The following is a 26,413-nucleotide window of genomic DNA, read 5'->3' on the forward strand; positions in this document are numbered from 1 at the left end:
TCCTTCTCTCTCCATACTAGCCAGGACGGCTACCTGTCAATCGCATACCGTTGGAGGAGCTGGCGGGCGATAATCAGGCGCTGAATCTCGCTGGTGCCCTCGCCGATCAGCATAAAAGGAGCATCGCGATAATAGCGTTCGACATTGAACTCCTTGACATAGCCAAAGCCGCCGTGGATTCGCAGCGCCTCCAGCGTCACGCGCTGGCACATCTCAGTAGCGAAGAGCTTGGCCATCCCTGTTTCGAGATCGCAGCGCCCGCCGGCGGTCTTCTTGCGGGCTGCCTCATGGAGGAGCAGCCGGGCGGCCTCGATCTCCGTATACATCTCGGCCAACTTCAGCTGAATGGCCTGATGCTCAGCGATCGGCTGGCCGAAGGTGCGGCGTTGCTGGGCATAGCGGATGGCATCCTCAAAGGCGGCGCGAGCCAGGCCCACAGCGCGAGCGGCCACATTGAGCCGTCCGATCTCCAGGCCACTCATTGCCTGCTTGAAGCCCTGGCCCTCAAGGCCGCCGAGCAAATTGGCCACAGGCACGCGCACCTCCTCAAAGACCAGCTCAGCCGTATCCACGCCCTTATAGCCCAGCTTCGCGAAGGTGCGGCCCACATGGAGGCCCGGCGTCTCCTTCTCGACCAGAAAGAGGCTCATGCCGCGGTAAGGTGGTTGAGCCTGGAGATCGGTGCGGGCCAGCACGGCCAGAATGCTGGCATGGACCCCGTTGGTCACCCAGAGCTTGGCCCCATTGAGTACATAGGACTCACCGTCGCGCACCGCTGTCATCCGAATAGCCTGGACATCGCTACCGGCCTCTGCTTCCGAGAGACAGAGAGCGCCCCGGCGCCTGCCTTCGGCCATCACTGGCAAAAAGCGCTGGCGCTGCTCTTCGGTACCGTACTGAGCGATCAGAGCAGCCACCAGGACGTGCGTATTGACCACGCCGGCCAGGCTCATCCAGCCGCGCGCCAGTTCCTCGATGAGCTGGACATAGGTCAGCAGGTCCAGCCCCAGACCGCCATAGCTCTCGGGAATAGTGGCTGCGAAGAGGCCGAGGTGGCGTAGCTCTTCGACCAGCTCGCTCGGATAACGGTCCTCATGCTCCAGCTGCTGAGCAACCGGCAGCACCGAGCGCTCCACAAAGCGCCTGACCTCGGCGACCAGCAGACGCTGCTCCTCATCGGAGTGTGATGGCATCTCCATCGAAGCCTCCTTTGCTTGCTCACTAGAGTCTCGTCCAATAGGGTGGTGACTACTCCTTTGCAGCCGAGCCAGGGCCCGTGCCTTGTGGCAGGCAGTGGATTCAGGCGCTCAGCCAGGTGGCAGCGGTTGCCGTCGGCGCTAGGAGTGCGGAGGTTCCTGCTTGCGGAGTCGCTTATCAGCGTGTTGCAGGAGAAAGAGCTTAAAAGCCCGCGCTGTGGCAGAAAGATTCTTATCCTTCAGATGGACGATGCGCCACTGGCGAATAATCGGAAAGCCCTCGACATCGAGAATGACCAGGCGGCCTGTCTCCAGCTCCATATCGATGGCCACTCGCGAGATCAGAGCGATTCCCAGGCCCGCGGTCACGCCCTGCTTAATGGCGCTGTTGTTGCCTACCTGCATGGCCACTTTCAGCGGGACTCCGGCCTCCTGGAAGAGGCCCTCCAGAGCGGCGCGTGTGCCCGAACCGACCTCGCGCAGCAGGAAAGTCTCGCGCGTCACCTCCTCGAATGGAACCTTGCTACGTCCCGCAAGGCGATGTGTGGGTGCGGCCACCAGTACCAGCTCGTTAAAAGCGAAAGGCTCGATGACCACTGGAATGTCATCGGGCACCCGTCCAACCACCGCAACATCGATGCGATTATTGGCCAGGGCCTCCACCACCGCCGCCCGGTTAAGCACGTTCAACGTAATCTCTACCTCGGGATACATCTGATGAAACTTGCCGAGCAGGCGCGGAATGACATAGGAGCCGACGGTGGTATCGGCAGCCACGCTGAGCCGCCCATAGTGTGGACTCCGCAAGGACTCAATGACCTCTAGGGCCTCCTCGATGACAGAGAAAATCTTCTGGCTGTAGAGATACAGCTCCTCGCCGGCCTGGGTAAGATGGGTTTTGCGCCCGATCTGATCGAAGAGCTTGACGCCCAGACTCTCCTCAAGCTGGCGAATCTGTGCCGAAACCGCGGGCTGGCTAAAATGGAGTTCCTCCGCGGCGCGGACAAAACTACAGTGTTTGGCGACTACCTGGAATGTGGCGAGCTGATGCAGATTGAGCGTACGCATGGGGTCTCCTGGCAAGGGAATGGGAATTCGACGGTATATGTATAAGGTGTAGAAAGCACAGTTGCCCAGATGCTTGCTCTTTGTCGTTTATTTATTATCTTAGAAGAAAAGGGCTGACCTCGACAAGCGAGCAAGGAACGGCGAGGCCCTCTCGCAGGGAGCGCCTGGTCGGCTCGGCTACCGCGGGGAAGGCACCAGAGCAGGCTCGCTCTCCTCTCTATAGGATGGGCCTTGCGCCTGGCGCTGACCTCAGTATACCATGAGGGAGGGAAAGGTTGCGGGGGAGCAGCGAGCAGTTCAGCTTCGGGATGATCGACCAGCGCCCGTGGACCGACGGGCGGGCCAGCCAGTCAGCCAGCCAGCCAGTCAGCCGGAGCGGTCAGTAACTCAAGGAGCCAGCATATGAACAGCGAGAACGAGGGGCAGGTCCGCGAGCAGGCAGCAGAGGAAATGGGAGAGCGCTCCGCCCGCTCTGAAGAGAGGGGAACCCCGACGCGCCTGCTGGAAGAACGAGCCTGGAGTGAGGAGCTGCCGTCAGGGGTGCCTCCCCAGGGAACGGTGGTGATCACGATCGCCCGTCAACTCGGTAGTGGCGGCAGCGAAGTAGGGCGTCTGGTGGCCCGTCGTACGGGGCTACGCTATCTGGATCGCCAGATTATTACCGAGGTGGCCCGTCGCCTGGGCGTAGATGTCCGTGAAGCAAGGCGTCTCGATGAATATACCGTCGGCGTGGCGGCCCAGATCCTTGAGGCTGTACGTGCCAGCCAGCCCTTCACCCTCAATTACGCTGGCTTGCTTGGTCAGACCAGTCGTCCCCTGCAGCAGCATGATGAAGTAGCCTATCTGCACCTGACCCAGAAAGTCATTTTAGAGATGGCCACGCAGGGGAACGTCATCATCGTAGGTCGTGGTTCCCAGTTCTTGCTACAACATGCTCCGCGCACGCTCCATGTTGCTCTCTTTGCCCCGCTGCCGCAGCGCATTGCGCGCGTCATGAGCGCGCTGCATGTTGATCAGCGCCGGGCGCGCGAGCTAATTGAGCAGCGTGATTATGAATATACGGCCTACCTGCGCCGCTACTATGGGAGCGATGGCCAGCAGCCGGGCCTCTACCACTTACTCATCAATACTGGCCTCTTCTCCTTCGAGCAGGCTGCTGACCTCATCTGTCAGGCCCTCTCTGCCGTCAGCGGTGAGCCAGAGGCCGACCTGGCATCCCCCCAGCAGTGACTGATTGGACAGCCTGCACTGCCCTATGGTATACTGTAGCGAAAGCAGGCGGGACACGGGTCTTTTTCTGCTGGGCCGTGGAGTAGTCAGCCAACCTGCCTGCCCGCCTGAGAAGTGAGCGTCGTGCAGAACACAAGCCATCACTGCCAATAGAGCGAAACTGGTATTCATCAGATGAAAGGGGGTAGCGTGTATGCCGCGTAAGGGTGAGCTGTCCAAGACAGCGCGCGCGTCGCTAGCCAATCGTGAAGAGGTCAACCATCTGACCGGCCGCATTTGCGCGAAGTGCGGTGAGCCGATCATGCTGAAGGAGCTGCAGCCAGTAAAGGTGATCGGCAAGGGCATGGTATATTATCACAAGAACCATTATAGCATTCAGCAGTAGGAGCATGAGCGGCGGGGAGCGTACTCAGCGCGAGTAGACCCATCGACCGTACGACCTCCCATCCAGCGTCAGCCGGGGCGTAGCAGCCTGGGGAGCCAGGCCAGGTACGCTCAAGAAGGTGCTTACCTGCAGGCAAGGAGGGCATCAGCTACGCTGGCCCGGTCCGGCTGGGGGTGCCCGCTGGCGCCCCCGCCTGCCCAGTTCAGACAAGCGGTTCTGGCCTTCTCTCCTCTGGGGCGGCGGCGCGACGCAACGATAGTGCTGAGTGCCTCTCTTCGTCTGAGAAGGTGTTGAGCCAATGACATGGAAACGAGCGCGTGTCTTATTCTTCCGGGCCTTGTTGCTGCGCTGTCCGGTTTGTGGTGAGGGCAAGCTCTACTGTGGGTTATTCAAGACCTACGAGCGCTGTCCGGTCTGCAACTTTGAATACGAGCGTGAGCCAGGCTACTATACGGGGGCGATGGCCGTCAACCTGGTGTTGAGTGAACTGCTCATCACTGCGATCACTCTCCCGCTGGCGGTTAACACCAGTGTTCCCTTTATTCCCCTGCTCATCTGGGGCATGACGATGCCCATCATCTTCCCTCTCATCTTCTATCGGCACACGAAAAGCTTCTGGATGGCCTTTGACCACCTCATTCATCCGGTGACCAACGAGCGTGTCTTTTTCCCAGAGTAGGGCAGAGCCAGCGCCCGTGCCAATGGGAGTTAAGGGCCGGGTAGGGAAGGAAGGAAGGAAGGAGGGAAGAGGCGAGGGGGAGTGACAGAGGCCATCTGGCGCGCTGGCCGAGAGAGATGTGGCTGTGTACCGTATCAGTCAACGACCCCTGGCTCAAGCCAGGGGCTTGCCCGCAGCCGCATCGGCCCGCGTCTGGGCAAAGGTCTGGGTGCGATGCCGTTGCCGGCGGCCAGACCTTTGCAGCACCCGTCGGACACTGCGGGTGTCCCGATGCTGTACCTTGCGGGCCGCCAGCTTCCGCAGTAACACTTTCTCCTAAAGCCTGCTCAAAGCCTTGTTCTGTGCGAGATCTGACCAAGACCACGCGAGCCTCTCCAAGTAAGGTGTAAACAGCTCTTACCTGCCATAGCTCCGAACCTTCCTGTCTCTTCTTATGCTAACCTGTCTCGGCCAGCGTCAAGCTTTCCTCTTGACAGCGGAAACAGGAATTGGGACAATCGAGAGCGACTATCTGGGTGAGGAGCAAGGTATCTTTGATGGTACAATCGCTAGAGCATGAGCAGGATCGCCCATTGTTGGAAGAGACGACCTCGCGTGCAGAAGAAGGGCGGGGAAGGTCAGCCACGGCTGGAGCCGGGAAGGGCGAGGAAGCCACCGTCCGCGTAGCTTTTCAAGGAGAGCGGGGCGCTTTTGGAGATGAAGCGGTGCGGGCCTACTTTGGTCCCGCCAGTGAGCCGCAGCCCCATCGCAGTTTTGCAGATGTTTTTCACGCTGTTGCTGCTGGTACGATCGACTATGGCCTGGTGCCAGTAGAAAATTCGCAAGCCGGGAGTATCAATGAGGTCTATGATCTGTTGCGTCAGTACGATCTCTTTGTTATTGGCGAGATCAGCCTCCCGGTCAACCATTGTCTGCTGTGTTTACCTGGGCAGCAGCTCAGTGAGATCAAGCGAGTGATTTCCCATCCACAGGCTCTGGCTCAGAGCGAGGCTTTTCTGCGCGAGCTAGGGGTGGAAGTGGTCGCAAGCTACGATACTGCTGGTAGCGCCAAGATGATCCGCGAGCAGAATCTGCGAGGAGTAGCTGCCGTTGCGGGAGCGGCAGCTGCCGAGCTCTACGGGCTGCAGATTCTGGCTGAGGGCATCCAAACCATCAAGGATAACCACACGCGCTTCATCGCTCTGGGGCGTGATCCGGCACCTCGCCGGGAGGGACCAGCCAAGACCATGATTGTCATGGCGACGCCGCATCAGCCTGGGGCCCTCTATCGTTGTCTGGGAGTGCTTGCCGAACGGGGCATCAACCTGCTCAAGCTAGAGTCGCGCCCCTCGCGCCAGCGTGTCTGGGAGTATGTCTTTTATCTCGATTTCGAGGGGCACCGCGATGATCCACCCGTGCGCAGCGCCCTGGCCGATCTGGCGCAATATACGACCTTTTGCAAAGTCCTCGGCTCCTTCCCGCGTCGTATTTAGCTGGCGCATGCTGGGGCCTGACGGCGAGAGGATCATGCCAGAGGAGAGCAAGAGAGAGGGAGGGAGATGCGAAGAGCCTGGCGGGGCACAGCGCAGCGTATCCTTGCAGAGCTTTCCTCTCCTTGGTGTCCGCTGTGCCCCGCTTACCTGACTGGGCTTCAGTGTACTCCTGCTCCGGGCCTCTTCCTCTCACGCATTCCCCGGAACTCGGAAACAGACGGCCCGATGGTGGGCGGGGCCGCTGCAACGAGCCGGGCGGAGGGAGCGCAGCTCACCAGCCGACCGCTGGCGAGTGGCCAATGCGACAGAAGAAGCGGCAGGGCAGGACTTAGCGTTTGATCTTCAGCGTATTCAAGAAGTTCTCGGCCAGTAGCTGGTAGGCCGACGATTCATACTCTTCAATGCGACCTGCGTCACAGAGGGCGGCAACCTGGGGATCAATCGGTAGTTGTGCGAGCAGCGGGGCACCGGTGATAGAGACCAGCTCAGCGCCCTGGCTGGGGCCGAAGATCTCGTAGCGCTCGCCCGAAGGGGTCTCGAAGTAGGCCATATTTTCCACCACGCCGATGATAGTGCCCTTCAGGTGTCGCACCATATTAATGCACTTCTTGACCACCATTGTCGCCAGGAGCTGTGGCGAGGAGACGATGACCACGCCATCGGGGACCACAGCCTGCATGACCGTCAAAGGAGCATCGGAGGTTCCGGGCGGCAGATCGACCAGCAAGAAATCGAGCAGGTCCCATTCGACATCGCTATAGAACTGCTGGATGGCCTTGGCCACCATTGGCCCGCGCCAGATCACCGGGTCGCTCTCCTCGCCCAGGAACATGTTCATGGAGATCACCTTAATGCCGCCGCGACTCTCCACTGGGCGGATGCGGTTATCGGGCAGCATTGTTGGTTTTGTGCCCAGGCCGAACATGCGCGCCATGCTTGGTCCGGTGATATCGGCATCGAGCACGCCGACACGATAGCCCTGACGCCGCAGAGAGACTGCCAGCAGCCCAGTGACGAGCGACTTGCCAACACCTCCTTTGCCGCTCATCACGGCAATGACGTGCTTGATCTTGCGCCCGCCTCCGGAAGCCATTGTTAGTGGAATCCCCCGCCCAACGGGCGCCTTTTTGGGCGCGACAGAGACCGGCTCACCCTTAATAGCAGCATTAAGGTCTTTGAGCAATAAGTCCAGCTTCTCTGGAGGCAGACGGTGGGTGCGCGCTCCCCCAGCGATGCTCTCGCGGGAACCGACCGCGCACGCCGTGCAGGGCAACCCGTACCCGTGGAAGACCTTGACGGTCTCTGGGTGCTTGGTTACCACATCATGAATAACCATATCGGCAGTAATAAGCTCCGCCATATCAGCTGATACCCCGTCCTCTCGTCGGCCAGCTCGCCTCTGTCAGCCAGGAGCGGGCTGGTCGGCGTTGGTGTTTCTCTCTTGTGCCTATGTCGGTTTCGCAAAGTGGCTCTCGCACTTAATTCCGACTTGTGCACTAAGTATTATAGCACAGGGAAGCTGGCTCTGGCTATGCTCTGCTCCTGGAGGGAGGGAGAGCGGCTCGCCCAAGTCTGAGAGACAGCGGCGAGAGAGAGATCGAGCGAGCAAGAAAGCCAACGACATCAAGGGAAGAGAGCTTTCTAGTGACATTGCACAGCCAGAGCCAGTATGTTATCATGGCCGCGAAAGGTCCGGTCTAACCAGGCGTACCTCGACGACCTGGTTGGCAAGCGAGTGCTCTGACCTGAGACAGAGCCGGATGCTCTGCGCTGGTACTGATGCAGCAGAGCTGGCCGGTGGACTCACTCGCGATCCGCGCGACTACTTGCTTACTCGTTTGAGTATGGCCGTTGTCTGTCCCGCCATCTACGGTCAAGAGGGGAATAGCTTATGTCGACAGATGAAATGCTGTATTTGAAGCAGGTATCGAGCTTTGCAGAACTCCCCGACGACGATCTCCGCGAGTTAATGGCGGTTGCCAAGAAACGAACCTTTCGCCCCGGCGAGGTCATCTTCCATCGTGATGATCCGGGGCAAGTACTGTACATCATCAAGGAGGGCAAGGTCAAGATTGCCATCAACAGCCCGGATGGTCAAGAAATTTCGCTGGTCATCTTTGGGAAAGGCGAATATTTTGGCGAATTTGCCCTGCTGGACGGTTTACCCCGCTCGGCGGATGCCGTAGCTCTGGAGCGTGTGGAGTGCTATACACTCCAGCGTGACAACTTTCACCGTGCCATTCTCAAGAATCCGCGGATTGCCATTCACATGTTAGAGTCGCTCTCGCGGCGTTTGCGCAACACCGATCGGATGATTGAAGACCTCATCTTTCTTGACGTGCCGGGACGGGTGGCCAAGAAGCTGCTAGAGCTGGCCGAGCTGCATGGGGTGCCCACCGAGGACGGCGTTCGTATTGACATCCGGCTTACCCAGCAAGACCTGGCTTCGATGGTTGGAGCCTCTCGTGAGAGCGTCAACAAGGTGCTTGGCTATTTTTCCGCCAAGGGGTATATCGCGACTGGTCATCATCGGATTACGCTCCGGCGACCAGCCGAATTGAAAGAGCGCATTTATTAGCGCAAGCCTGGACTGAAGGGTACTGGCTCGCTGGCTGGCTGCAGATCGGGAAAGGCTGGAGGTCGGGAAGAGAGCCAAGGAAGGCAGGGTTGGAGTAGAAGGCGGACTTCCTGCCAGGTCTGTTACTCCCTTTCCCCGCTGCTCGTCTTCACACAAAGGTCAGGGTAGTCGCCCTGCAGGATTGTGCAGTTTAAAGGCAGCGAAGGGAGCGTTTGACCATTGAACGAAGCGTTGACCGATCAAAGAGAGCAATCGCAGCCGGTCGAGCAAAACGTGACATTGGTCAGCGGCGGGGTGGGAGAAGTGGCGAAGGATAGGACAGTGACCTTCGGGGCCCGACTTGGGGCCTTACTGCAGGCTTTGCGTCCGCGTCAGTGGACCAAGAATCTGGCGCTCTTTGTTGGCATACTCTTTGCGAAGCGTCTCCTGGAAGTGACTCCGCTGATCCATGCTCTGCTCGCCTTTATAGCATTTTGCCTTGTCTCAAGTTTTATTTATTTGTTGAACGATCTGCTTGATCTAGAGAACGACCGGCGTCACCCTCGCAAGCGCAATCGTCCCCTGGCCTCGGGTCGTCTACCGATCTCCTGGGCCCTGGTGGCCATGGGCTGTCTCTTAGGCGCGGCAGGGCTGCTTACACTGGTGATTTTTCTTCTTCCGCTGGGAGGCCAGCATCTGCCCTACAGCTCCCTGGGTGGGGGCGATCTGCTCTTCGCTCTTGTGCTGGCGACCTACGTCGTCCTGATGGTGCTCTACAGTGTACGGCTCAAGCACGTTGTATTGCTGGATGTCTTTATTATTGCGAGTGGTTTTCTGTTGCGTATTCTGGCGGGAGCCGTAGTCATCTCAGTGGTCATCTCCCCCTGGCTCTATCTGGTAACGATTCTGCTCTCGCTGTTTCTGGCTCTCAACAAGAGGCGGCATGAGCTGGTATTGCTGCAGGGCGAGGCCAGCACGCATCGGCAGATTCTGAAGGAATACAGTCTGCCCTTGCTGGACCAGATGATCACCATTACTGCTGCTGCGACGGTCATGGCCTACAGCCTCTATACTTTCCAGGGGCCGACGGGAGATCATCATCTCATGGTGACGATCCCCCTGGTGCTCTACGGCCTTTTTCGCTATCTCTACCTGGTCTATATGCGCATGGAGGGGGGCAGTCCCGAGGAAGTGCTCTTACGTGATCGCCCGACTCTAGCGGCAGTCGGGTTGTGTGCTGCGGTGATTTTTGTGGTTCTCTACGTGCTCCCGTCTTAGCAAGAGGAGGATCATCGGCCTATGTTGACTGCGAGCCGGCTTCGGACTGTGCGCACAGGCATAGTGTTTTCGCTGGTGCTGGCTTTTATCGTCCTGGTGGCGATCGGTCTCTATGCGGACTTCCCGCGCATGTTGACAGCGCTAGCGAGCTTCCGCTGGTCCTTCCTGCCCTTGATTCTCTCTTTGACGCTCTTTAATTACTGTTTTCGTTTTGTCAAGTGGCAGTATTATCTTCAGCGTTTGCAGATTCGCCTGCCGCGTCTGAGCAGCTTCCTCATCTTTCTCTCGGGGCTGTCGATGGCCATCACGCCTGGCAAGGTGGGAGAGCTATTGAAGTCCTATCTGCTCAAGCGTTCAACGGGAGAACCTATCAGCCGGACGGCCCCGATCATTATGGCCGAGCGGCTTTCAGATGGGCTGGCGATGCTCCTGCTGGCGGCCACGGGTCTGATCTTCTATCGCTTTGGCTGGGAAGTGCTCCTGAGCCTGCTGGTGGTAGGCTTGGGGATCATCCTGCTCATCCAGCATCGTGCGCTCTCTTTGAGGGTGCTCGCAGCTGGCGAGCGGCTGCCTCTCTTAGCGCGTCTGGCGCAGCCGCTGCGCGCTTTCTATGAGAGCGCTTATACGCTGCTTCGCTGGCGGCCTCTCTTGTTGGCCATTGCCATTGGCTTTCTCTCCTGGTCGGGGGAGTGTCTGGCGCTCTATTTTGTCTTTCTCGGCCTGGGTGTGCCAGCCTCTCCTGACCTCTTGCTGAAGGCTACTTTCATTCTGGCGGTCTCCTCTCTGGTTGGTTCTGCCTCCGGCCTGCCAGGTGGCCTCGGTACCGCCGATGGTAGCCTGCTTGGCCTGATCCGCCTGCTGGTTTCTTCCTCTGCTGTCATTGGTGGGGCTGCAACGCTGCTGATCCGTTTCTGTACGCTGTGGTTTGGTCTGGCGCTCGGTGTTATCGCATTGCTTCTTTTGCGTCTTACTCAATACAAGAAACTTTTCGCGCCGGAGCCTTATGAGGAAGAAAAGATGTATTTCTCAACAGTTGCAGATTCTGATGCAATGCTGCCCGAAGCCGATGGAAGCTACAATCTATCCCGGGCATCGGCACCTCTAAGCAACGGGGAGTGAGCAATCGACGATGAAAACTCTGATCATCATTCCCACCTACAACGAAAAAGACAACCTGCGTCCCCTGATTGGGGAGATCTTTCGCTATGCGCCAGCGACGGATGTGCTGATTGTGGACGACCATTCACCTGATGGTACGGGGGAGCTGGCGGAGGAGCTAGCCAGAGAGGATGCGCGGCTGCATGTGTTGCATCGTCCGGGGAAGCTCGGACTGGGCACGGCCTATATCACAGGCTTCAAATATGCCCTGGAGCATGGCTACGATGCTGCCTTTGAGATGGACGCGGACTTTTCGCATGATCCGCGCTATCTTCCTGACTTTCTGCGTCTCATTGAAGAGGCCGATCTGGTAATTGGTTCGCGCTATATCAAAGGTGGGGCGACACCCAATTGGCCCTTCTTGCGGCGCCTGATCAGCGGGGGTGGCAATATTTTCGCGCGTACCCTCCTGGGTCTGCCGGTGCGCGACTGCACGGCTGGCTATCGCTGTTATCGTCGCGAGGTTCTTGAAAGCATCGATCTTGACTCGATCCGCTCGCGTGGATATGCCTTCCAGGTTGAGCTCGTCTATCGAGTCTGGCGTCAGGGCTTTCGCATTGTCGAGACGCCGATTGTCTTTGTGGATCGGCGAGTCGGCCAGTCCAAGATGTCGAAAGCCATCGTCTTTGAGGGCTTTCTCTTTGTGTTGCGCACCCGGTTGGGCCGTAAGCCGCAGCTGCCACCGCCGGTACGACGTGAGGCCGTTCTGGTGGGGGAGATCTCCGAAAAGGAAGAGCACGAGCGGGTACCTGAGACATCGCGTTAAGCTCATGTGCCTGCCGTGAGGTGGCTTGTTGCTTCGGCTCTCTTCGCTTTGCGGCCTGGCGATAGCCGGAAGGGCAAACATGGGTGAGCCGCGCGCTACTGAAGCGGCTGAACTGTTCTCCTGCCATGCCTGGCATGCTGATGGAGGGCGTGAGGTTGCTTCAGTAGCGTCTTTTTTTCTGCGGGCCGCGTTGCTGGTGGCGCTGAGGCCGATGGTGCCTGGAGAAAGGAGCTTGATCTTCGTAGTCTTCTAGCTTGAAAGAGGGGTCAAGCCCATAGAGGGCGCGCATCCGTATCTGATGGGCGAAGCGCTGGGCCAGACGGCGTGGAGGTGCGTTCAAACGGGTGGCCAGGCCCTGGGTGGACTCGGCCAGGCCGCCCTGGCTGATGACGGCCTGGCGTACCTCGCTATCGTCGCTAAAAAGCTGGACCTCATGTCCGGCGGCGCGGGCCTCGCGGGCAAGGCGGGCAATGACCTGATCGGCGTTTTCACCATGTTGTGAGTAAATAATATGGATGCGTCTCTCGTAGAGGTGTTGCTCGTGTTTGCCTGCGCCATCGAAGACGACCGTGACCTGATAGGGGGTATGGCGATAGCGATGGGCGAGCTGGGTGATTAAGAGCTGGCGGGCGGTTTCCAGGCTTTGAGCCAGGGCGGCGCGAAACTGCGGATTGCGTCGAATCACGTTGTAGCCGTCAACGAGAATGTATTGTCCCATTGTTCACAGTCCTCTCTCGTGCATTCCGCGCAGGAAAGCCTCCTCTATCCAGCGGGCAGCCTGCTCTGGTCGAAGATGCTGATCGTAGGAACGATCGGTATCGGTCGATGCTGTCAGGCAGACAAAGGTTCTGCTCTCCTTAGCCGGGGTCTGCGGAGTGATCTTCAATGAAACCATTGTATCCACTGGAGGAAGAGGTTTATAGTCCCACGAATATCGATATGGATGGCTCGCAGCAGCAGGGCATTAAAGGCTGCTGAGAGTTCGGCGAGCAAGATCGCTGCCAGGGCGAGCGTCAGGAGGGCTAGCAGGGGTAGAGAGAGCCAGAGGGGAAGACCGCTCGCTCTCGGCTGGTGGGCTTCTTTTTGGGCTATGCTGTGAGCGGGTTGGTCTTGAGCGACTTTGGAAGTCGTCCGGGGAGTGAGGCGTGTGGGAGATGCCAGATTATGGCTGGGGGTGGTCTGCTGGAGGAATGGGGAGGCTGTCGAGGACGAGGCTGGTGGAGGGAGTAGGGGGGGCTGCTCGTTGGCAGGAAGATGGAGGGAGGGAGGAATGGCTTTGCTCTCGGTGGCCGCCGTGTTGTCTGTTGGGGGAGTGGAGGGGGAGGGATGTGCTGCCGGCGCGGCTGGACCTGGGCTTGTTGGGGGGAGAGGCTGCACGTTTTGCATTTCGACTGTCTCGATGGCCGCGATGAAGGCCGAGGGAGAGCTGAGGGTGCGGAAGCGACCGGCCTGGAGGCAGGTGAGCAGAGGCTCTTGCGTCGGGCTGCTCTGGTTTATCTGGCAGGTGCAGGGATCAGAGGAGGTGGAGGTGGAGGATGGTGCTGGTGGGGGCGGGGCAAAAAAGGCTCCTTCGAGTGGGGGGACTTCGCGGCGGAAGGGGAGGCCAAGCTCAGCGACGCAGGCTCCGCAGATACGGTGCACATGGTCCCAGCATTCGGGACAGGCGGCGCGGCGGCAGCGGAAGCAGAAATGAGACATGCTCATCAGGGCAGCTTCCAGCACAGCAGGGCTGGCCAGGCGCAGCTCTGGGTGCAGGTGTGAGGGGGCAAAGATGGCCCCGCAGGTGCTGCAGGCTACTGTAGTGTGCTCCGTTGCCGGCGGACGATAGATGCGCCGGGCGCTGCGCGGCTGGCCGTGCTGCTGAGGCGGCTGGTCTGGCCCTGGCATGTCTTCGTTCATGGCTCGCTGCCCATCTCCGTTCGCTTCGAATTGTGCACAGTGCGATGCTGCTCCGCAAGCCGCCACCTGTCGGCTTCGTCCGGCGAGGCGAGCGGTCGATGAAATACGAGGAGGGAAGGTTTGGCCCCTCTGTTAAAGAGTATACCCTACAGGCAAGAGAAGGTGCAGTGTGCCTGACACGATGACTCCTCCTTGGCGCGCCCTCGATCAACTTGCCGATTCTTCCCAAGCTAACCCTTGCTCTGCTAAGAATAGCTGGTCTGCTTGTCTCTACTCAAGCAAGAATTGTTCCTTTGGCTTTTTGGCTGTATACTTAATAGTTGAATGGATTGTGTTTCAGAGGTCAATATCGATGAGCGTAATCGAGCAGCGATTAGCCTACCAGAGGAAGAGGGTTTATGGTTTGGATGGCGATAAGATCGGGGCCAGTATAGAGGCACTCTTTATTCAGAATAACCTGGAGGAGATAAGAGAATTCAGTCAGAAAGTGACAGAGGCTATAGAGGAAATTAAGAGGCAGATAAGGGGTAGGCAGGGAGATATCATCTTTTGCTCAGGGGATAGTATCCTCTTCTTGGGTGATTTTGATGAAGAATGGTGCGAACAGATTTTGCAACGCTTTGCTGAACTCACGGGTTGTACGGCCTCCATGGGCGTTGGAGAAAGCCTTCAAGATGCCTACCTAGGACTGAAGTTAGCCAAGGCCAGTGGGGGGGGGCTCTTGATGTACTATCACCGGTAAGAGTCATGTCGTTGGTAAGGAGCGAAGGTCATGCCTCGATCTTTGCTGCTTCTGGTAGGTTCAGCCAGACCAGGAGCCTATATTAATACATTAGCCTACGCTGTAGATCAGCTGGAGGTCGATCGCATTGTAATGGTGAATATTTTATATGCTCCCTTTAGTAACTCTAGTGATTTTGAGGAACTAGTCGATGAAAAATTGCGAGGTGCTTTGTTGGGATTAAGTAAGGGTGCATATCGATCAATGGCAATTCCTGCCGAATGGGTGGAATTGTATAAAGATTTGTATGTTAAATATAGTTATCGTCATACTGAGAGAATAAATTATCATTTTTTTTAAGAAAAGAGATCTCTAGATTAAGAGGTGCCTATGGTGCAGAAGCTCTTGTAGATATTACTTCTCTGCCTAAGCGCGTGGCGATCGATGTTCTCACCGCTTGCCTTGCTGAGGATCTGCCCCATGTTATGCTTTTCGAGTTGAAGAAACAAGGTGAGTACCTCTATCATGAGCTTGGGAGTAGTGATTACGAGTATATTCCTTTACCAGATTGGTCACCATTGCTCAGCAATATAGAAATCTTCTCAGCGCGTCGCAATCGTCAGAAATTTATATCTATTGCTATCACCATCTGCGTTTCGCTACTTATCATCATTCTTAGCCAGCTTGCCCTCCCTCAGTGGGGAGAGTGGTTAATAACTGCTCTGCTGGTCGGCTTAAATATCGTGGGGGCACTATTGCCTCTCGTCGAAGCCTTGGGAGGGCTCAACCTACGCCTTGCCTTCTGGCGCCGCCTCTAAGCTGCTGTTCTGCAGGACGGGAAGAGAAGCTGCCCGGACCTGCCTCACTAAGCCCCCTTTCCTGGACCCCATTTGCCTTTCTCATACAGCCGTTCAGAGAAGTGAAAGAATGTGAGACCTCGCGCGTTTACCTATTGAGTGGACTGGATTGCTCTCCTATCAAGCGCGGCGGCGCTCGCGAGTACCCGCAGGGCCCACTTCACTTGTCATAATGAGGGTTAATGCTGGCTTTAGCTTGAGCCTACAACAGCGACGAGAAAGGAGTACGGAATGTCATCGGATTCCATAGCTGCAGCTTTTACATCTACATTGCTCTTTTCCTGTATAATTGGGTTGGTCATTGCTGTTTTCGGCGTGCTGATTTTCTGGCAAATCTTTGCCAAAGCTGGCTATAGCGGCGCCTGGGCCCTGTTGATGCTGATCCCATTGGCCAATCTAATAGCGCTCTGTGTGCTGGCCTTCGGTCGCTGGCCTGTCCAGGACGAACTTGAGCGGCTGCGCGCCTATGTTGGCCAGTGGCAGGGGGGCGCCGTTCCCCCAGCCTCTGGACCCGGTTCCTTCTCTCAACCTGGCTTTCCTCCACGAGTCTGATCCTCACAGACAAGCCGCGGTAGGCCAGCCCGCTTATCGCCTGTCTGTTCTGCTTGATTAGTCGCCCTGCTACATGCATAGCTTTCTCCCAGCGGGGGCAGATAGCTGGCCTGCCCTCGCTCCTTCCTCTCCCTGCGCCGTACTCCCCCAAACTGATCCCCTTGCCTGCAGAGAAGGCTTGCGCTGCTCGCCCTCAAACGACGCTATAATAGAAAACGACTGTGTGCTCTCAGGCTCATCTCAGACAATTCTAAGGATTCATTCATTGGAAGCTGGCATACTGGGTCTGAGGAAGGAGGCAGAAGGGTGCGCTCGCTGGCAGCTTGTTGGGTTCTCCCTCTCTCCCTCTCTATGACTCAGTAGATCCTGGTAAGGCGTTGGCCTGGCTCGACTTGACCGTCAAGAGTAAGCGTCACTGGCCAAGGCGACTGACTCACCAGTAGCCCGGAGAGAGGCCTATGAAGGCGCATATCCTGGTTGTTGACGATGATCCACGCATCACCAACCTCCTGCGCAGAATTCTTGCCTACGAAGGATACAGTGTGGCCATTGCCTCTACTGGCGACGAGGCCCTGATGCGCAGTCTGGAGCATCCCCCTGATCTGATGATCCTTGACATCATGCTGCCCGGGATCGATGGGCTGGAAGTGGTCCGTCGCCTGCGTGCCGCCGGGGATACGATGCCTGTCTTGATGCTCACTGCGCGCGATGCCATCCCTGATCGCGTGAAGGGCTTCGAGATGGGGGCCGACGATTATCTGGTGAAGCCCTTTGCTCCCGAAGAGCTGCTGGCACGTGTCATGGCTCTCCTGCGCCGTAGCCAGGCCGAACGCAGCGAAGTGCTGCGCTATGCCGACCTGACCCTGGATACCGGCACACGCCTCGCCTATCGCGGGCAGCGTGAGATCGAGCTATCTCCGACCGAGTATGAGCTCCTGGCACTCTTTCTGCGCCGCCCCCGCCAGGTGCTCACGCGCGATCTGATCATGGAGCGGGTCTGGGGCCTCGACTTTGAAGGCTCATCCAATGTGCTAGAGGTCTATATCGGCTACCTGCGCTCGAAATTGGAAGCCGGCGGCGAGCCGCGGCTCATCCATACGGTGCGCGGCATCGGCTATGTACTCAAAGAGTAGGGGCCTGCAGGCAGCGGCTTTCTTCCGTTGGCTCAGGAGCAGGTCGATTCTCACAGGCTTCGGGGCAGAGGCCGCTTTAGCCAGGACCAGGACCTTGTGATTTGCCTGGGTTTGCCTGAGTCCTCTCGCTGCTTACGTTGATTGAATGACAAGGGAAATGGAAGAAGTGTATGGGTGAGATTGGTGCCACTCGGGCAGCTGCCCGCCTGCGGGCCATGCCACATACCTTGCGCCTACGCCTGGTCTTTTGGTATGGTCTGCTCCTGACGATCACACTGGTGGCCTTCGGCTCCCTCATTTTTCTCCTGGCGAGCAGTGCTCTCAATCAGAGTGTCGTCACAAATACGCGCGTTGTCGGTCATGCTGCCCTGCTGGATGTCGAGCGCCAACTGCAACCAACCCCACCCTATATGCCTCTTAATCCTGACTTTCATGATATTGATCTCTATCGCACACCGATTGTCATCGCGCTCCTTACCCCCAATGGCCAGGTCCTGTACGCCTCGAATGGCAGCCAGCTCAATATGCTGCCGCGCAATAGTGGGGCCTGGAATGCAGCTCTCCGCCGCCAGGAGGCCTGGTATACGACCGAAGTCAACGGCGACCGGCTGTATGTTGGCGTGCTTCCGGTCTGCCAGAGCAAGACAGCGAGTGGGTTGCCTTCTAATGTCAGCGCGACGGCAGCTCCCACCTGTCAGGGGCCGCTCGTTGGCCTGCTGCTTGTGGCCAAGTCGTTCAACGACGTCGACAATATTCTCCTACTGCTCAAGACGTTGCTGGTGGTGGCGAGTGCTGTCATTCTGATCGGGGCATTGGCTGGTGGCTGGTTCATTGTCAGCCATATACTCCGTCCACTGGAGGACGTCGTGGCGACGGCGCGCGCCATCAAGGAAGCCACGGCCCGCGGCACCCGCATTGGTGATCTAAGCCTGCGCGTTCCCCGTCCACGCCGCCACGACGAAATTGGCCTGGTGATCGATTCTTTCAATGCCATGCTCAGTGACCTGGAGCATGCCATTCGGGCCCAACGCCGCTTCATCGCTGATGCTTCACACGAGCTGCGCGCTCCCCTCACAACGATCCAGGGTAATCTGGCGTTCCTGCAGCGTCACATTGATGAGCTGCCACCCGAGGAGCGGCGGACCATGCTGTGCGATGCCCATAGCGAGACACTGCGCCTGGCCCGTCTCGTAGATGATCTCCTGCTCTTGGCGCGGGCCGATGCCAGCTTTGCCCATCAGAACGCAGAAGAGGAGGCGATTATCCCCGGCAGCAATGGCCGTCGCGCTCTGCCCCCTGTCGTTGAGCTGGATCGAGTCGTGCTGCACCTCATCCGCCAGTTGCGCCTCCGTCTTCAGGCTGAAGATTCCCCGCTCAAGCTAGAGATTGGCCATATTGAGCCTGTTCGTGTGCGTGGTGAAGAGGAGAAGCTGCGCCGTCTGATGTTGATCTTGCTTGATAACGCGCTGAAATATACTCCTGCTGAAAGTGAGCAGCAGCCAGGACGAGTGATAGTCTCCCTGGAGCGCCTTGGCCACGAGGCGCTTCTGCGCGTCAGCGATACGGGCATTGGCATTGATCCTGTTGATCTTCCTCATATCTTCGAGCGCTTTTATCGCGCTGACCGGGCTCGCCAGCGCCCGGGCACGGGCCTCGGCCTGGCCATTGCCCGCACGCTTGTCGAGCAGTTTGGCGGTCGCATTGGGGCCGAGAGCGTGCCCGGTGAGGGCAGCACCTTCAGCGTCTGGCTGCCCATTGCCTCCGCTGGTAGTCAGAGCAGCTCGATAACACTGAGCAGCTGAGACCGGGTGGAGGCGCTCTCTCTTGCGCCTCAAGGCTGTTGGCTGGATGAGTCCGCACCCTCTGCTGGGCGAGAGGCTGGCCGCTCGTCAGCAGATTGGGCCAGGTCCTCGGGATAAGTGAGATCAAAAAAGGGTGAAGGCTGCTCGGTACGAATATTGGGAGCATAGGGGCCGTGCCCTCCACGGCCCGAATGAGCATCATAGGCCCCGTGACCTTGTAGGAGTTCCACGGCCTTGCGGGCACTGGCAGGGGGCAGCCCGGCAACGCGCACGGTAACCAGGGCTCGCCCTGCCTGGAATTCTTGCGCATAGAAGCGGGCCTCTTCTCCGGGAATGCCAGCTTCCGTGAGATAGTTCAAATCCAGTTGGGGCCTGCGCATTTCCTGGGGATTGGCCAGGCCAACATAGTCGGCCCCAAAACCTTCCGCTCGTAAGCTTTCATAGGCGTGTCGGGCCTGGTCAACATCCTCGAAGACGCCTACAACGACCGCGCTCTCTGCCATGTCTGTTTTCATCCTCCCTTCAGGCTGCAGATAAGACCAAGAGCCACGCTTGCTTGCTCACTGTCTGGAAGCGGAGCCCGCAACGGTGACCTCCTCGATGTTGTCCGCTCAGTACTTGCCACTCTCACGAGGATTCCACGGGATAGAAGCCCTCCTGGTGACTCTACCATAGGGAGGCGGCAGCCTGGACAGGCCTTTGCCCTGCCGGCGCCGATAGCGGGAGAACAGGCGAGCGGAGCCAGGAGCTCCGCTTCCTCGTGTTCTTCAATGAAGGAAGAAGATCAGCTGACAGCGGAGAGATCTGCGCTCATATTTCTGTTCAGGTTCAGTGAGGTTCTAAAGAGGAGAAAATAGCGATGCAATTAACCGAGAAGGTGGCGCTGATCACGGGAGGCGACAGCGGCATCGGACGCGCCATTGCGCTGCGCTTTGCGAGCGAGGGGGCGCGCCTTGCCATCAGCTATGCTCACGCAGAGGAGAAAGCTGCGGAGGTAAAGCAGCGTATCGAGCAGGCCGGGGGAAAGGTTCTGGTCGTGCAGGCTGATGTCGCGCAGTATCGGCAGGCCCTGGCTCTTGTCGAAGAGACAGTTGAACACTATGGGCGTCTTGATATCCTGGTCAACAATGCTGGCATGGAGATCCACCACCCCTTTGTTGAAGTCACAGAAGAGGAGTTCGATCGTGTACTGGCGGTCGACCTGAAGGGAGCATTTTTCTGTGCCCAGGCGGCGGCCCGCCAGATGATCAGGCAAGGCACAGCGGGGCGCATCATCAACATTTCTTCGGTGCATGAGGATCTGCCCATGCCGCTCAACGTACCGTATTGTTGCGCCAAGGGAGGTCTGCGCATGCTGACGCGCACAATCTGTCTGGAGCTGGCTCCCCATCAAATCACGGTCAATAATATTGCCCCTGGGGCCATCGATACCCCGATCGACGCCGATGTCAAAGCTGACCCTCAGAAGTATCAGGCGCTGCTAGCGGAGATTCCTCTCCATCGCATGGGCCAGCCCGAGGAGGTAGCCGCCCTGGCTCTCTACCTGGCCTCGGACGCGGCAGCCTATGTTACTGGCGCTACCTTTGTCATTGACGGTGGCCTGATGCGCAATACTGGCTCACTCTAGTCCCGGCAAGAGGCCAGACCTACAGGTCTGGCCTCTTGCGCTGGTCTGGCTGCCTGACGTGCCCAGCCGTCAGAGTGATGTTCGCTCCCCCTCACTGCTTTCCTGGTCGGGGGTGGCCAGATGTTCCTCACGCAAGCGCAAGGCGCGCAGCCGCGACCCGAAGGGGAGAAGCAGACGGATGCGCAGGACGCGCTCCCGCTGTCGCTCCTCGATCAGTGTGCGTACCCGCGCCTGCAACAGATCACCGATCGAAACCAGACCAACGAGACGGCCACTCGCGCGCTCGACTACCGGCAGGCGTGTCAGGCCAGTGGCGGCCATGCGATAGGCCACTGGACGCAACGGCTCATCGGGGTGGCAGATGACCGGCTGACGTCGAATGGCCTGAGCCAACAAGCGCCCATCCTGTTGTTCCGACTGCTCCTCGCGAGCGAGCAGTTCCAAATCGCGCCGCGTCAGCACCCCGACGAGGCGTTCTTGCTCGTCGATCAAAGGATAGAGGCGCTGGCCATGCTGATGGGAGGCATGTCTCAGCGATTGTAGCAGCTCCTGCTGGGGCAGCGAAGCTGGCAGCGCCACCACGCTCGTGCGCATCACTTCGCGGATAAAGATGATTTCCAAAGGATCGATGGAGTACTCGCGCGTCAGGTGGTAGCCGCGGCGACTGACCTTCTCCGTCAGGATGGAGCGTCGCATCACCAGGACCGTAAAGGCGTGGGCTGTAGTCACTGCGATCAGCAGCGGGAGCAAGGCGTTCACATCGTGGGTTAGCTCCAGCATGAAGATGATCCCGGTAAAAGGCGAGCGCATCGTCCCGCCGAGGATGGCCCCCATGCTCACAAGGGACCAGAAGCCCGGTCCCTCAGCGGGCAGCAAGGGCGTCAGCAGCCCTCCAAGGGCACCACCCATCAGGAGGAGAGGAGCCAGCACGCCGCCGGAGGTGCCCGAGCCGAGCGAGAGCGCCCAGATCGCTGACTTGACCAGCAGAATACCCAGGATGATGGTCAAAGGGACGGTGCCCTGGAGAAGGGCACTGATCGTGTCGTAGCCTACACCTAAAGCCTGGGGAAAGATCAGTCCGCCCAGGCCGATGGCCAGGCCGCCGATGGCTGGCCACCACATCCAGTGGATGGGCAACTTGCGAAAGGCATCTTCTGAAGCATAGACCGCTACCGTTAACAGGGCCGAGAGCGCCCCGGCCAGCAGCCCAACTACAAGGCAGCAGAGCATGGCCTGGGGACCAATGAAGGCCGGATGGGGCGGCGTTGGAAAGAGCGGCCCCAGACCGATCAGATAGCGCCGCAAGACCGCAGCTGTGGCGCTGGCCAGGGCCACAGGAATCAGGCTGCGTGGCTTCCATTCGAAAAGGAGCAGTTCCACGGCAAGCAGGACCGCTGCCACTGGTGAGGCGAAGGTGGCCGACATCCCTGCCGCTGCTCCCGCGACAAGCAGCGTCTTGCGTTCGGCGCTGCTCAGGTGGAAGAGTTGAGCGATCATCGAGCCGAACGCTCCTCCGGTCATAATAATGGGTCCCTCTGCACCAAAAGGGCCGCCGGAGCCGATCGAGATGGCTGAAGAGAGCGGCTTGAGAAAGGCGATACGCGGCTGCACACGGCTCCCGTTAATAAGAATCGCCTCAATAGCTTCAGGGATACCGTGGCCACGAATGCGCTCAGAACCGTAGCGCGCCATGAGACCGATGATCAGGGCGCCAATGACCGGCACCAGCACCTCGAAAAGGCCAAGGCGGTTGCCCGCCGGCGAGGTCAGGGAGGTGTCGAAGCGCTGGTAGAAGAAGAGATTGGTAAATAAACCGATGAGCCGTAGTAAGACGAGAGCGACAATCGCCCCCAGGGCACCAATGGCAATGGCCAGGAGCGTGATGGGAATCACACGCGGTGTTGTGGTAAAGTCGCCCAGGCGCCCACTGCCGTCTTCTTCCGGGTCCTCGCCCTTCAAGGTCTGAAGCAAAGTCTGCCAGCGACCCGCTCGCCGCTCCCCCAGCTGACGCCCTACCCCAGCCCCAGTGGAGAGCTGTCCCGTCAAATCCCCTACAAGGTCACGCTCAATCATCGTTGTTCATCCTCTTGAGCCACGTGGCCCTCTTGATTCGCAGGCTGGTGACGAGGCTCACGCTCCTGTGGCACACCAGCCAGGACGCTGTCCGTAAGAATGGCCTGCAGCGCAGCGACCAGCGCCGGCCCAACGATCTGCAGCTCGGCCCGGTGATAGGCGGCCAGCGTCCGCAGCACCTCTTCGCCGCGAGGGGTGAGCGAGAGTATGACCTGACGCTGATCGAGGGCATCGCGTTGTTTCTGCACCAGGCCGCGCTCCGCCAGACGGTTGATCAGCTCAACGGCGCTGTGATGCTGGATCTGCAGCCGCTCGGCGAGCTCGGTGATGGTGGCCTTGCGTCCTTCGGGCAGCCCCTTGAGGGCTAGGAGCAGCTGATAGTGTTGTGGCTCCAGGCCGGCTTCACGCGCCACCTGCTCGCTGAAGCGCAGGAAGCGCCGGATCTGATAGCGGAATTCGGCCAGAGCCTGATAGTCGATGGGCGGGTCCTGGTTGGCTGACATGAGCGCTCTCATTCTCGGTTGAACTATATCGTGTTACGATAGAATTTTACGGCGCGCGAGACGCTCTTGTCAAGGCCACAGCGCTTTGGCTTTTCATGTAGCCTTTAACATGAAATCTGTCGCATCTGTATTTGACTTTTTGATATCTTTCATATTGTTCAGATCATTATAATCTACTTATGAGTAAAGGACCGTAATATCTTCATATAGTTGAAAAATATTTTTGCTCTGAAAGGAGGAAGCAACATGCGTGCTCTCAAGTCGAGAGCTACCGCCTGGACTGGGGCCGTGGGGGGGCTAGTGCTGCTCCTCATGCTGGCGGCCTGCGGGGCTGCGACCCCTTCCAGCGGTGCGGCGCCGAACAGGACTGCGGTAACGACCACCTTCGCCAGCGTTGTCTTCAGGCACATGCCGACGGGGACGGCGCAGCTGATCTGGACGCCGCAGGACCACAGTCTGACCGTCAAAGTCACTATGCAGGGCTTAGTGCCAGGAACCAGCCACCCGGCACACATCCACAAAGGAAGCTGTCAGCATGCGGGGCCGGTTGTCTATCCTCTGCCGATGCTGCGTGCTGACGAGCATGGGCAGGCCAGCATTACAGCGGTCTTTAGAGGTGAGACCCAGGGTATTCCTGCCACGGGCTGGTACATCAACGTCCACAACGGACCAACTGCGATCACCGCGGCCCAGATTCAATCGATCTCCTGTGGAGACATCAGCAATCCGGCAAGCTCTTCGCCCAAGAGCCGGCAGCAGGTCAACGTGACTCTGGGTGAAGATGTTGCGCCGAACCAGGCTATCAAGGGGCAGGCTCAGCTGCGCCTGGAGGGGCATACGCTCGCTGTGCACGTCACAGTCAGTGGGCTGGTCCCTGACTCAACCCACGATTTCCAGCTCCATGCCGGCAGCTGCAGCAACATGGGCCAGTTACTCTACAATCTCCAACCCCTGAAGGCCAATGCGCGAGGCGAGGCCGACGCCAGCCTGACAGTCAATGGGATCAAGACCATTCCTTCCAATGGCTGGTATCTGGTGCTCTATCAGACCAGCGGCACCTCAGTGGAGGCCAATAGCGATATCATCGCCTGCGGCGATGTGCTTCCCGCTATCTAAGCCCACTGCTTCCTGAGATGCGCGCCGAGAGAGCAGGCGGCGGACAGAGCCAGTCAGGACCTGGGCGACGGCAACCAGCTCTGTCGCTGGCTGGCTCTCTCGCGCTGCAAGCTGGAAGCCCCTCTGTCAGCCTGCTGTTGCCTGAGCTGGAGCTATCCTGGTCTGCTGGCCCGCCTTGAAGCAACCGCTGGCAATGAGCCAGGAGGCCAGGCAGCCCAACAGGAGGATGAACAGTATGCCATTGTAAGCGACTACGAAGAAGCGCGAATTGCCAGCGAAGAGCATGAGACTGAGGCTGAAGCCGATAGTGTTGGCCGCGGCGTGCACCAGGCTGCTGGCCCAGATGCTGCCGCTGCTGAGGCGCAGCCAGCCAAAGATGATCGACAGGACGATTGTGAAAAGGATGAACAGCAGCGACCCCCATCAGGGATTGGGATAGCCCTCGTAGCCTGCGAAAATCAGGGGCAGGTGCCAGCAACCCCAGATCACGCCCGTGACGATCGCCGCCAGCAGCGGGCGCCCCACGAAAAGACGCTGCTGCAGGTAGCTGCGCCAGCCAAATTCTTCCCCCCAGAGGATCGGCGTAACCAATGCGGCGAAGATGAGCAGTTGCAGAAGCAGGACGGGCCAAAGCGCCGGAGGCAGAGGCCCGCTGTGAACCGTGGGAGCATAGATCTTCATGATAGCGCTCTCTCCTTTCTTTGTCTCCCCTATCAGTCTGGGGTTGCCTCTTTGTGCTATTTGTTATATAATTACTATAACAAATAGTCAAGGCGAGCTGGCGATGTTGATCTTCATCGAACCGGAGAGCGAGAAGCCGATCTATCAGCAGATTCGCGATCAGATCGTTGAGGGGATTGCGCGTGGCGAGTTGCCGCCGGGGACGGGGCTGCCGTCGATCCGGCAATTGGCTGCCGATTTCGGCATCAACCTGCACACTGTCAACAAAGCCTACGAGCTGCTAGAGCGCGAGGGCTTCCTCCAGGTGCGGCGCAAGACGGGGGCAGTGGTACAGCCAAGCGGTCGCCTGGCCGAGGGCTGGGAGACGCGCCTGCGTACGCTGCTGGCAGAGGCGCTGGCCCAGGGGGTGCCTGCGGAAGAGGTTGTAAGGCGTTGCCAGCGTGTGCTGGCTGCTTTGACTGAGCGCGAATGACCCGGCAGGTCGTTCGCTCAGCAGGAAGGAGAAAGAGGGGAAAAGTCACACTAGCCATGAATGCTCTCTACGCTTGTATCAATGCTCTTATGCTCATCTGGATGCTTATCATCTTCTGGCTCTGGCCGGGCCTGACCCCGCCTACCTTACCCTTCGGTGTACGTGTCCCGCCGACCCATGTGAACGAGCCGGTGATCGGGCAGCTCCGGCGTCTCTATCGTCTGATGTTGCTGCTGACAGGGCTGGTTGGCCTGCTGGTCTTGCTACTGGGAGCCTTGTTCTTGCCTCTGCGGTGGCAGATCGGCATGATGCCGCTGATAGTGCTAGGGGCAGCAGTCATGGCGAGTGCCCTCTATGCTTTCGTGCATGGCAGACTCCGGAGCGCGAAAGAGCGAGAAGGCTGGTATAGCGGCCTGCGCCAGGCGGTCGCGGTTGAGGTTGGGGTGCCCGAACAACGTGTGCGGCCCTCTCCCTTCTGGCTGGGACTGGATCTACTACTGCTGGTGGCGCTCTGGGTGCTGACGATCATCCGTTATCCGGTCCTGCCGGAGCGTATTCCCCTCCATTTTGGTCCTGACGGGCAAATCGATCGCTGGGGTGGAAAAGAGGAACTGCTCTGGTTCTCCCTGCTCGCCCTGGCGCTCAATATTCTGCTCCTCAGCCTGGCGCTCGCGCTGCCTTTGGGCAGACGGCAGCTTGATCCGGCGGACCCAGAGCAGGCGCGCCGTGATCAGCAGCGCAGGCAGCAGGCGCTGAGCAATATGCTGGCTGGTGTGCCGGCGATCGTGAACCTGAGCTTCTTTCTGATCCTTTTGCTGCTCACGCAAGTCATTCCTCCGACGGATCTTGGTGTGTTGCTCGTGGTCATCCTGTTGATTTTGCCCCTTGGACTGGGGAGCCTGATGGTCTTCTATCTGACCAGGGCCAGGCCTGCGCGGGCCTACGCGATGCACACGAACTATGTGGCGCGCGACGATGATCGCTACTGGAAAGCGGGCCTCTTCTACTTCAACCACGATGATCCTGCTCTGTTTGTCGAAAGGCGCTTCGGAGTAGGCTGGACCGTCAATCTAGGCCATCCGCTTGGGGTTGTGTTGCTGCTTGCCCTCCTGCTGGTAGTGGTCGCTGTTTTGTTGATGGTTCTGCTGCTTGGGCCGCGCTGATGGGGCCTGGGAAAGGACTGGGAGA

The 26,413-nt window shown here is 58.8% G+C and carries 26 protein-coding genes and 1 pseudogene; 18 read left to right on the plus strand and 9 right to left on the minus strand.

All coding sequences use genetic code 11. The features are described from left to right. Positions 1–29: 29 nt before the first annotated feature. The gene (locus BGC09_RS01295; RefSeq protein ID WP_069801397.1) at positions 30–1,199 is read right to left on the minus strand and encodes an acyl-CoA dehydrogenase family protein; all 1,170 of its coding nucleotides are present in this window, start codon (positions 1,197–1,199) and stop codon (positions 30–32) included. A gap of 138 nt (positions 1,200–1,337) precedes the next feature. Continuing rightward, positions 1,338–2,264, minus strand: coding sequence for a LysR family transcriptional regulator (locus BGC09_RS01300; RefSeq protein ID WP_069801398.1), 927 nt, complete (start codon positions 2,262–2,264; stop codon positions 1,338–1,340). Positions 2,265–2,666: 402 nt separating this feature from the next. Here BGC09_RS01300 and BGC09_RS01305 point away from each other — a divergent pair, with 402 nt between their 5' ends. The 4 genes from BGC09_RS01305 (at position 2,667) to pheA (ending at position 6,030) form a co-directional block, all read left to right on the plus strand. Beyond that, positions 2,667–3,494: a cytidylate kinase-like family protein gene (locus BGC09_RS01305; protein WP_069801399.1), complete on the plus strand. Its 828-nt coding sequence runs from the start codon at positions 2,667–2,669 to the stop codon at positions 3,492–3,494. A 193-nt stretch (positions 3,495–3,687) separates the two neighbouring features. Continuing rightward, positions 3,688–3,879: a hypothetical protein gene (locus tag BGC09_RS01310; RefSeq protein WP_069801400.1), complete on the plus strand. Its 192-nt coding sequence runs from the start codon at positions 3,688–3,690 to the stop codon at positions 3,877–3,879. Positions 3,880–4,177: 298 nt separating this feature from the next. Then, the gene (locus BGC09_RS01315; protein WP_069801401.1) at positions 4,178–4,558 is read left to right on the plus strand and encodes a DUF983 domain-containing protein; all 381 of its coding nucleotides are present in this window, start codon (positions 4,178–4,180) and stop codon (positions 4,556–4,558) included. Between the two features lie 536 nt (positions 4,559–5,094). Continuing rightward, positions 5,095–6,030 (plus strand): prephenate dehydratase, encoded by a 936-nt coding sequence (pheA, locus tag BGC09_RS01320; RefSeq protein WP_084657821.1) that lies wholly within the window; start codon positions 5,095–5,097, stop codon positions 6,028–6,030. A gap of 328 nt (positions 6,031–6,358) precedes the next feature. Here the strand turns inward: pheA and BGC09_RS01325 are convergent, their stop codons facing one another. Next, entirely contained in the window at positions 6,359–7,390 is a 1,032-nt protein-coding gene (locus BGC09_RS01325) for a P-loop NTPase (RefSeq protein ID WP_084657822.1), read from the minus strand. Between the two features lie 555 nt (positions 7,391–7,945). Here BGC09_RS01325 and BGC09_RS01330 point away from each other — a divergent pair. The 4 genes from BGC09_RS01330 (at position 7,946) to BGC09_RS01345 (ending at position 11,789) form a co-directional block, all read left to right on the plus strand. Continuing rightward, positions 7,946–8,608, plus strand: coding sequence for a Crp/Fnr family transcriptional regulator (locus BGC09_RS01330; RefSeq protein WP_176728813.1), 663 nt, complete (start codon positions 7,946–7,948; stop codon positions 8,606–8,608). Positions 8,609–8,827: 219 nt separating this feature from the next. Continuing rightward, complete coding sequence (locus BGC09_RS01335) at positions 8,828–9,865, plus strand: decaprenyl-phosphate phosphoribosyltransferase (protein ID WP_218103924.1); 1,038 nt, start codon at positions 8,828–8,830, stop codon at positions 9,863–9,865. Between the two features lie 21 nt (positions 9,866–9,886). After that, a complete protein-coding gene (locus BGC09_RS01340; protein WP_069801403.1) occupies positions 9,887–10,984 on the plus strand; it encodes a lysylphosphatidylglycerol synthase transmembrane domain-containing protein in 1,098 nt (365 codons plus the stop codon). A gap of 10 nt (positions 10,985–10,994) precedes the next feature. Beyond that, positions 10,995–11,789, plus strand: a complete 795-nt coding sequence (locus BGC09_RS01345; protein WP_069801404.1) for a polyprenol monophosphomannose synthase — start codon at positions 10,995–10,997, stop codon at positions 11,787–11,789. Between the two features lie 160 nt (positions 11,790–11,949). On the opposite strand, the gene BGC09_RS01350 is transcribed toward BGC09_RS01345, so the two are convergent. Together BGC09_RS01350 and BGC09_RS01355 are read right to left on the minus strand one after the other, a co-directional pair. Next, positions 11,950–12,507 carry an NYN domain-containing protein gene (locus BGC09_RS01350; RefSeq protein ID WP_069801405.1) on the minus strand — a complete coding sequence of 186 codons (558 nt, stop codon included), beginning with the start codon at positions 12,505–12,507 and terminating at the stop codon, positions 11,950–11,952. Positions 12,508–12,671: 164 nt separating this feature from the next. After that, positions 12,672–13,688, minus strand: a complete 1,017-nt coding sequence (locus BGC09_RS01355; protein WP_069801406.1) for a hypothetical protein — start codon at positions 13,686–13,688, stop codon at positions 12,672–12,674. Between the two features lie 352 nt (positions 13,689–14,040). Between BGC09_RS01355 and BGC09_RS01360 the strand changes: the two genes are divergently transcribed. The 6 genes from BGC09_RS01360 (at position 14,041) to BGC09_RS01380 (ending at position 18,753) form a co-directional block, all read left to right on the plus strand. Beyond that, positions 14,041–14,430 (plus strand): mCpol domain-containing protein, encoded by a 390-nt coding sequence (locus BGC09_RS01360; protein WP_176728814.1) that lies wholly within the window; start codon positions 14,041–14,043, stop codon positions 14,428–14,430. A 30-nt stretch (positions 14,431–14,460) separates the two neighbouring features. Beyond that, entirely contained in the window at positions 14,461–14,769 is a 309-nt protein-coding gene (locus tag BGC09_RS22420; RefSeq protein ID WP_141727580.1) for a hypothetical protein, read from the plus strand. Between the two features lie 125 nt (positions 14,770–14,894). Further along, a complete protein-coding gene (locus tag BGC09_RS01365; RefSeq protein ID WP_069801408.1) occupies positions 14,895–15,227 on the plus strand; it encodes a hypothetical protein in 333 nt (110 codons plus the stop codon). Between the two features lie 270 nt (positions 15,228–15,497). Beyond that, the gene (locus BGC09_RS01370; protein ID WP_069801409.1) at positions 15,498–15,818 is read left to right on the plus strand and encodes a DUF805 domain-containing protein; all 321 of its coding nucleotides are present in this window, start codon (positions 15,498–15,500) and stop codon (positions 15,816–15,818) included. A 458-nt stretch (positions 15,819–16,276) separates the two neighbouring features. Further along, positions 16,277–16,951 (plus strand): response regulator transcription factor, encoded by a 675-nt coding sequence (locus tag BGC09_RS01375; RefSeq protein ID WP_069801410.1) that lies wholly within the window; start codon positions 16,277–16,279, stop codon positions 16,949–16,951. Between the two features lie 170 nt (positions 16,952–17,121). Further along, positions 17,122–18,753 (plus strand): sensor histidine kinase, encoded by a 1,632-nt coding sequence (locus BGC09_RS01380; RefSeq protein WP_069801411.1) that lies wholly within the window; start codon positions 17,122–17,124, stop codon positions 18,751–18,753. 29 nt (positions 18,754–18,782) lie between these two features. Here BGC09_RS01380 and BGC09_RS01385 read toward each other — a convergent pair whose 3' ends face one another. Next, a complete protein-coding gene (locus tag BGC09_RS01385; protein ID WP_069801412.1) occupies positions 18,783–19,256 on the minus strand; it encodes a hypothetical protein in 474 nt (157 codons plus the stop codon). Positions 19,257–19,612: 356 nt separating this feature from the next. Here BGC09_RS01385 and BGC09_RS01390 point away from each other — a divergent pair, with 356 nt between their 5' ends. Next, the gene (locus BGC09_RS01390) at positions 19,613–20,380 is read left to right on the plus strand and encodes an SDR family oxidoreductase (protein ID WP_069801413.1); all 768 of its coding nucleotides are present in this window, start codon (positions 19,613–19,615) and stop codon (positions 20,378–20,380) included. A 69-nt stretch (positions 20,381–20,449) separates the two neighbouring features. Here the strand turns inward: BGC09_RS01390 and BGC09_RS01395 are convergent, their stop codons facing one another. Continuing rightward, positions 20,450–22,453: a chloride channel protein gene (locus BGC09_RS01395; protein WP_084657823.1), complete on the minus strand. Its 2,004-nt coding sequence runs from the start codon at positions 22,451–22,453 to the stop codon at positions 20,450–20,452. Then, entirely contained in the window at positions 22,450–22,956 is a 507-nt protein-coding gene (locus tag BGC09_RS01400) for a MarR family winged helix-turn-helix transcriptional regulator (RefSeq protein WP_069801414.1), read from the minus strand. Before BGC09_RS01400 ends, BGC09_RS01395 begins: the two co-directional genes overlap by 4 nt. A 246-nt stretch (positions 22,957–23,202) precedes the next feature. Here BGC09_RS01400 and BGC09_RS01405 point away from each other — a divergent pair, with 246 nt between their 5' ends. Next, on the plus strand, positions 23,203–24,072 hold the full coding sequence (locus tag BGC09_RS01405) for a CHRD domain-containing protein (RefSeq protein ID WP_069801415.1): 870 nt from the start codon (positions 23,203–23,205) through the stop codon (positions 24,070–24,072). Positions 24,073–24,198: 126 nt separating this feature from the next. Here BGC09_RS01405 and BGC09_RS23195 read toward each other — a convergent pair. After that, positions 24,199–24,753, minus strand: a pseudogene (locus BGC09_RS23195) (CPBP family intramembrane glutamic endopeptidase). A 103-nt stretch (positions 24,754–24,856) separates the two neighbouring features. Here BGC09_RS23195 and BGC09_RS01420 point away from each other — a divergent pair. Together BGC09_RS01420 and BGC09_RS01425 are read left to right on the plus strand one after the other, a co-directional pair. Continuing rightward, positions 24,857–25,225, plus strand: coding sequence for a GntR family transcriptional regulator (locus BGC09_RS01420; RefSeq protein WP_069801418.1), 369 nt, complete (start codon positions 24,857–24,859; stop codon positions 25,223–25,225). Between the two features lie 56 nt (positions 25,226–25,281). After that, positions 25,282–26,388 (plus strand): DUF1648 domain-containing protein, encoded by a 1,107-nt coding sequence (locus tag BGC09_RS01425; RefSeq protein WP_069801419.1) that lies wholly within the window; start codon positions 25,282–25,284, stop codon positions 26,386–26,388. Positions 26,389–26,413: the final 25 nt, after the last annotated feature.

Origin of the sequence: Thermogemmatispora onikobensis, assembly GCF_001748285.1 — a bacterium.
In the GTDB taxonomy this organism is placed as follows: domain Bacteria; phylum Chloroflexota; class Ktedonobacteria; order Ktedonobacterales; family Ktedonobacteraceae; genus Thermogemmatispora; species Thermogemmatispora onikobensis.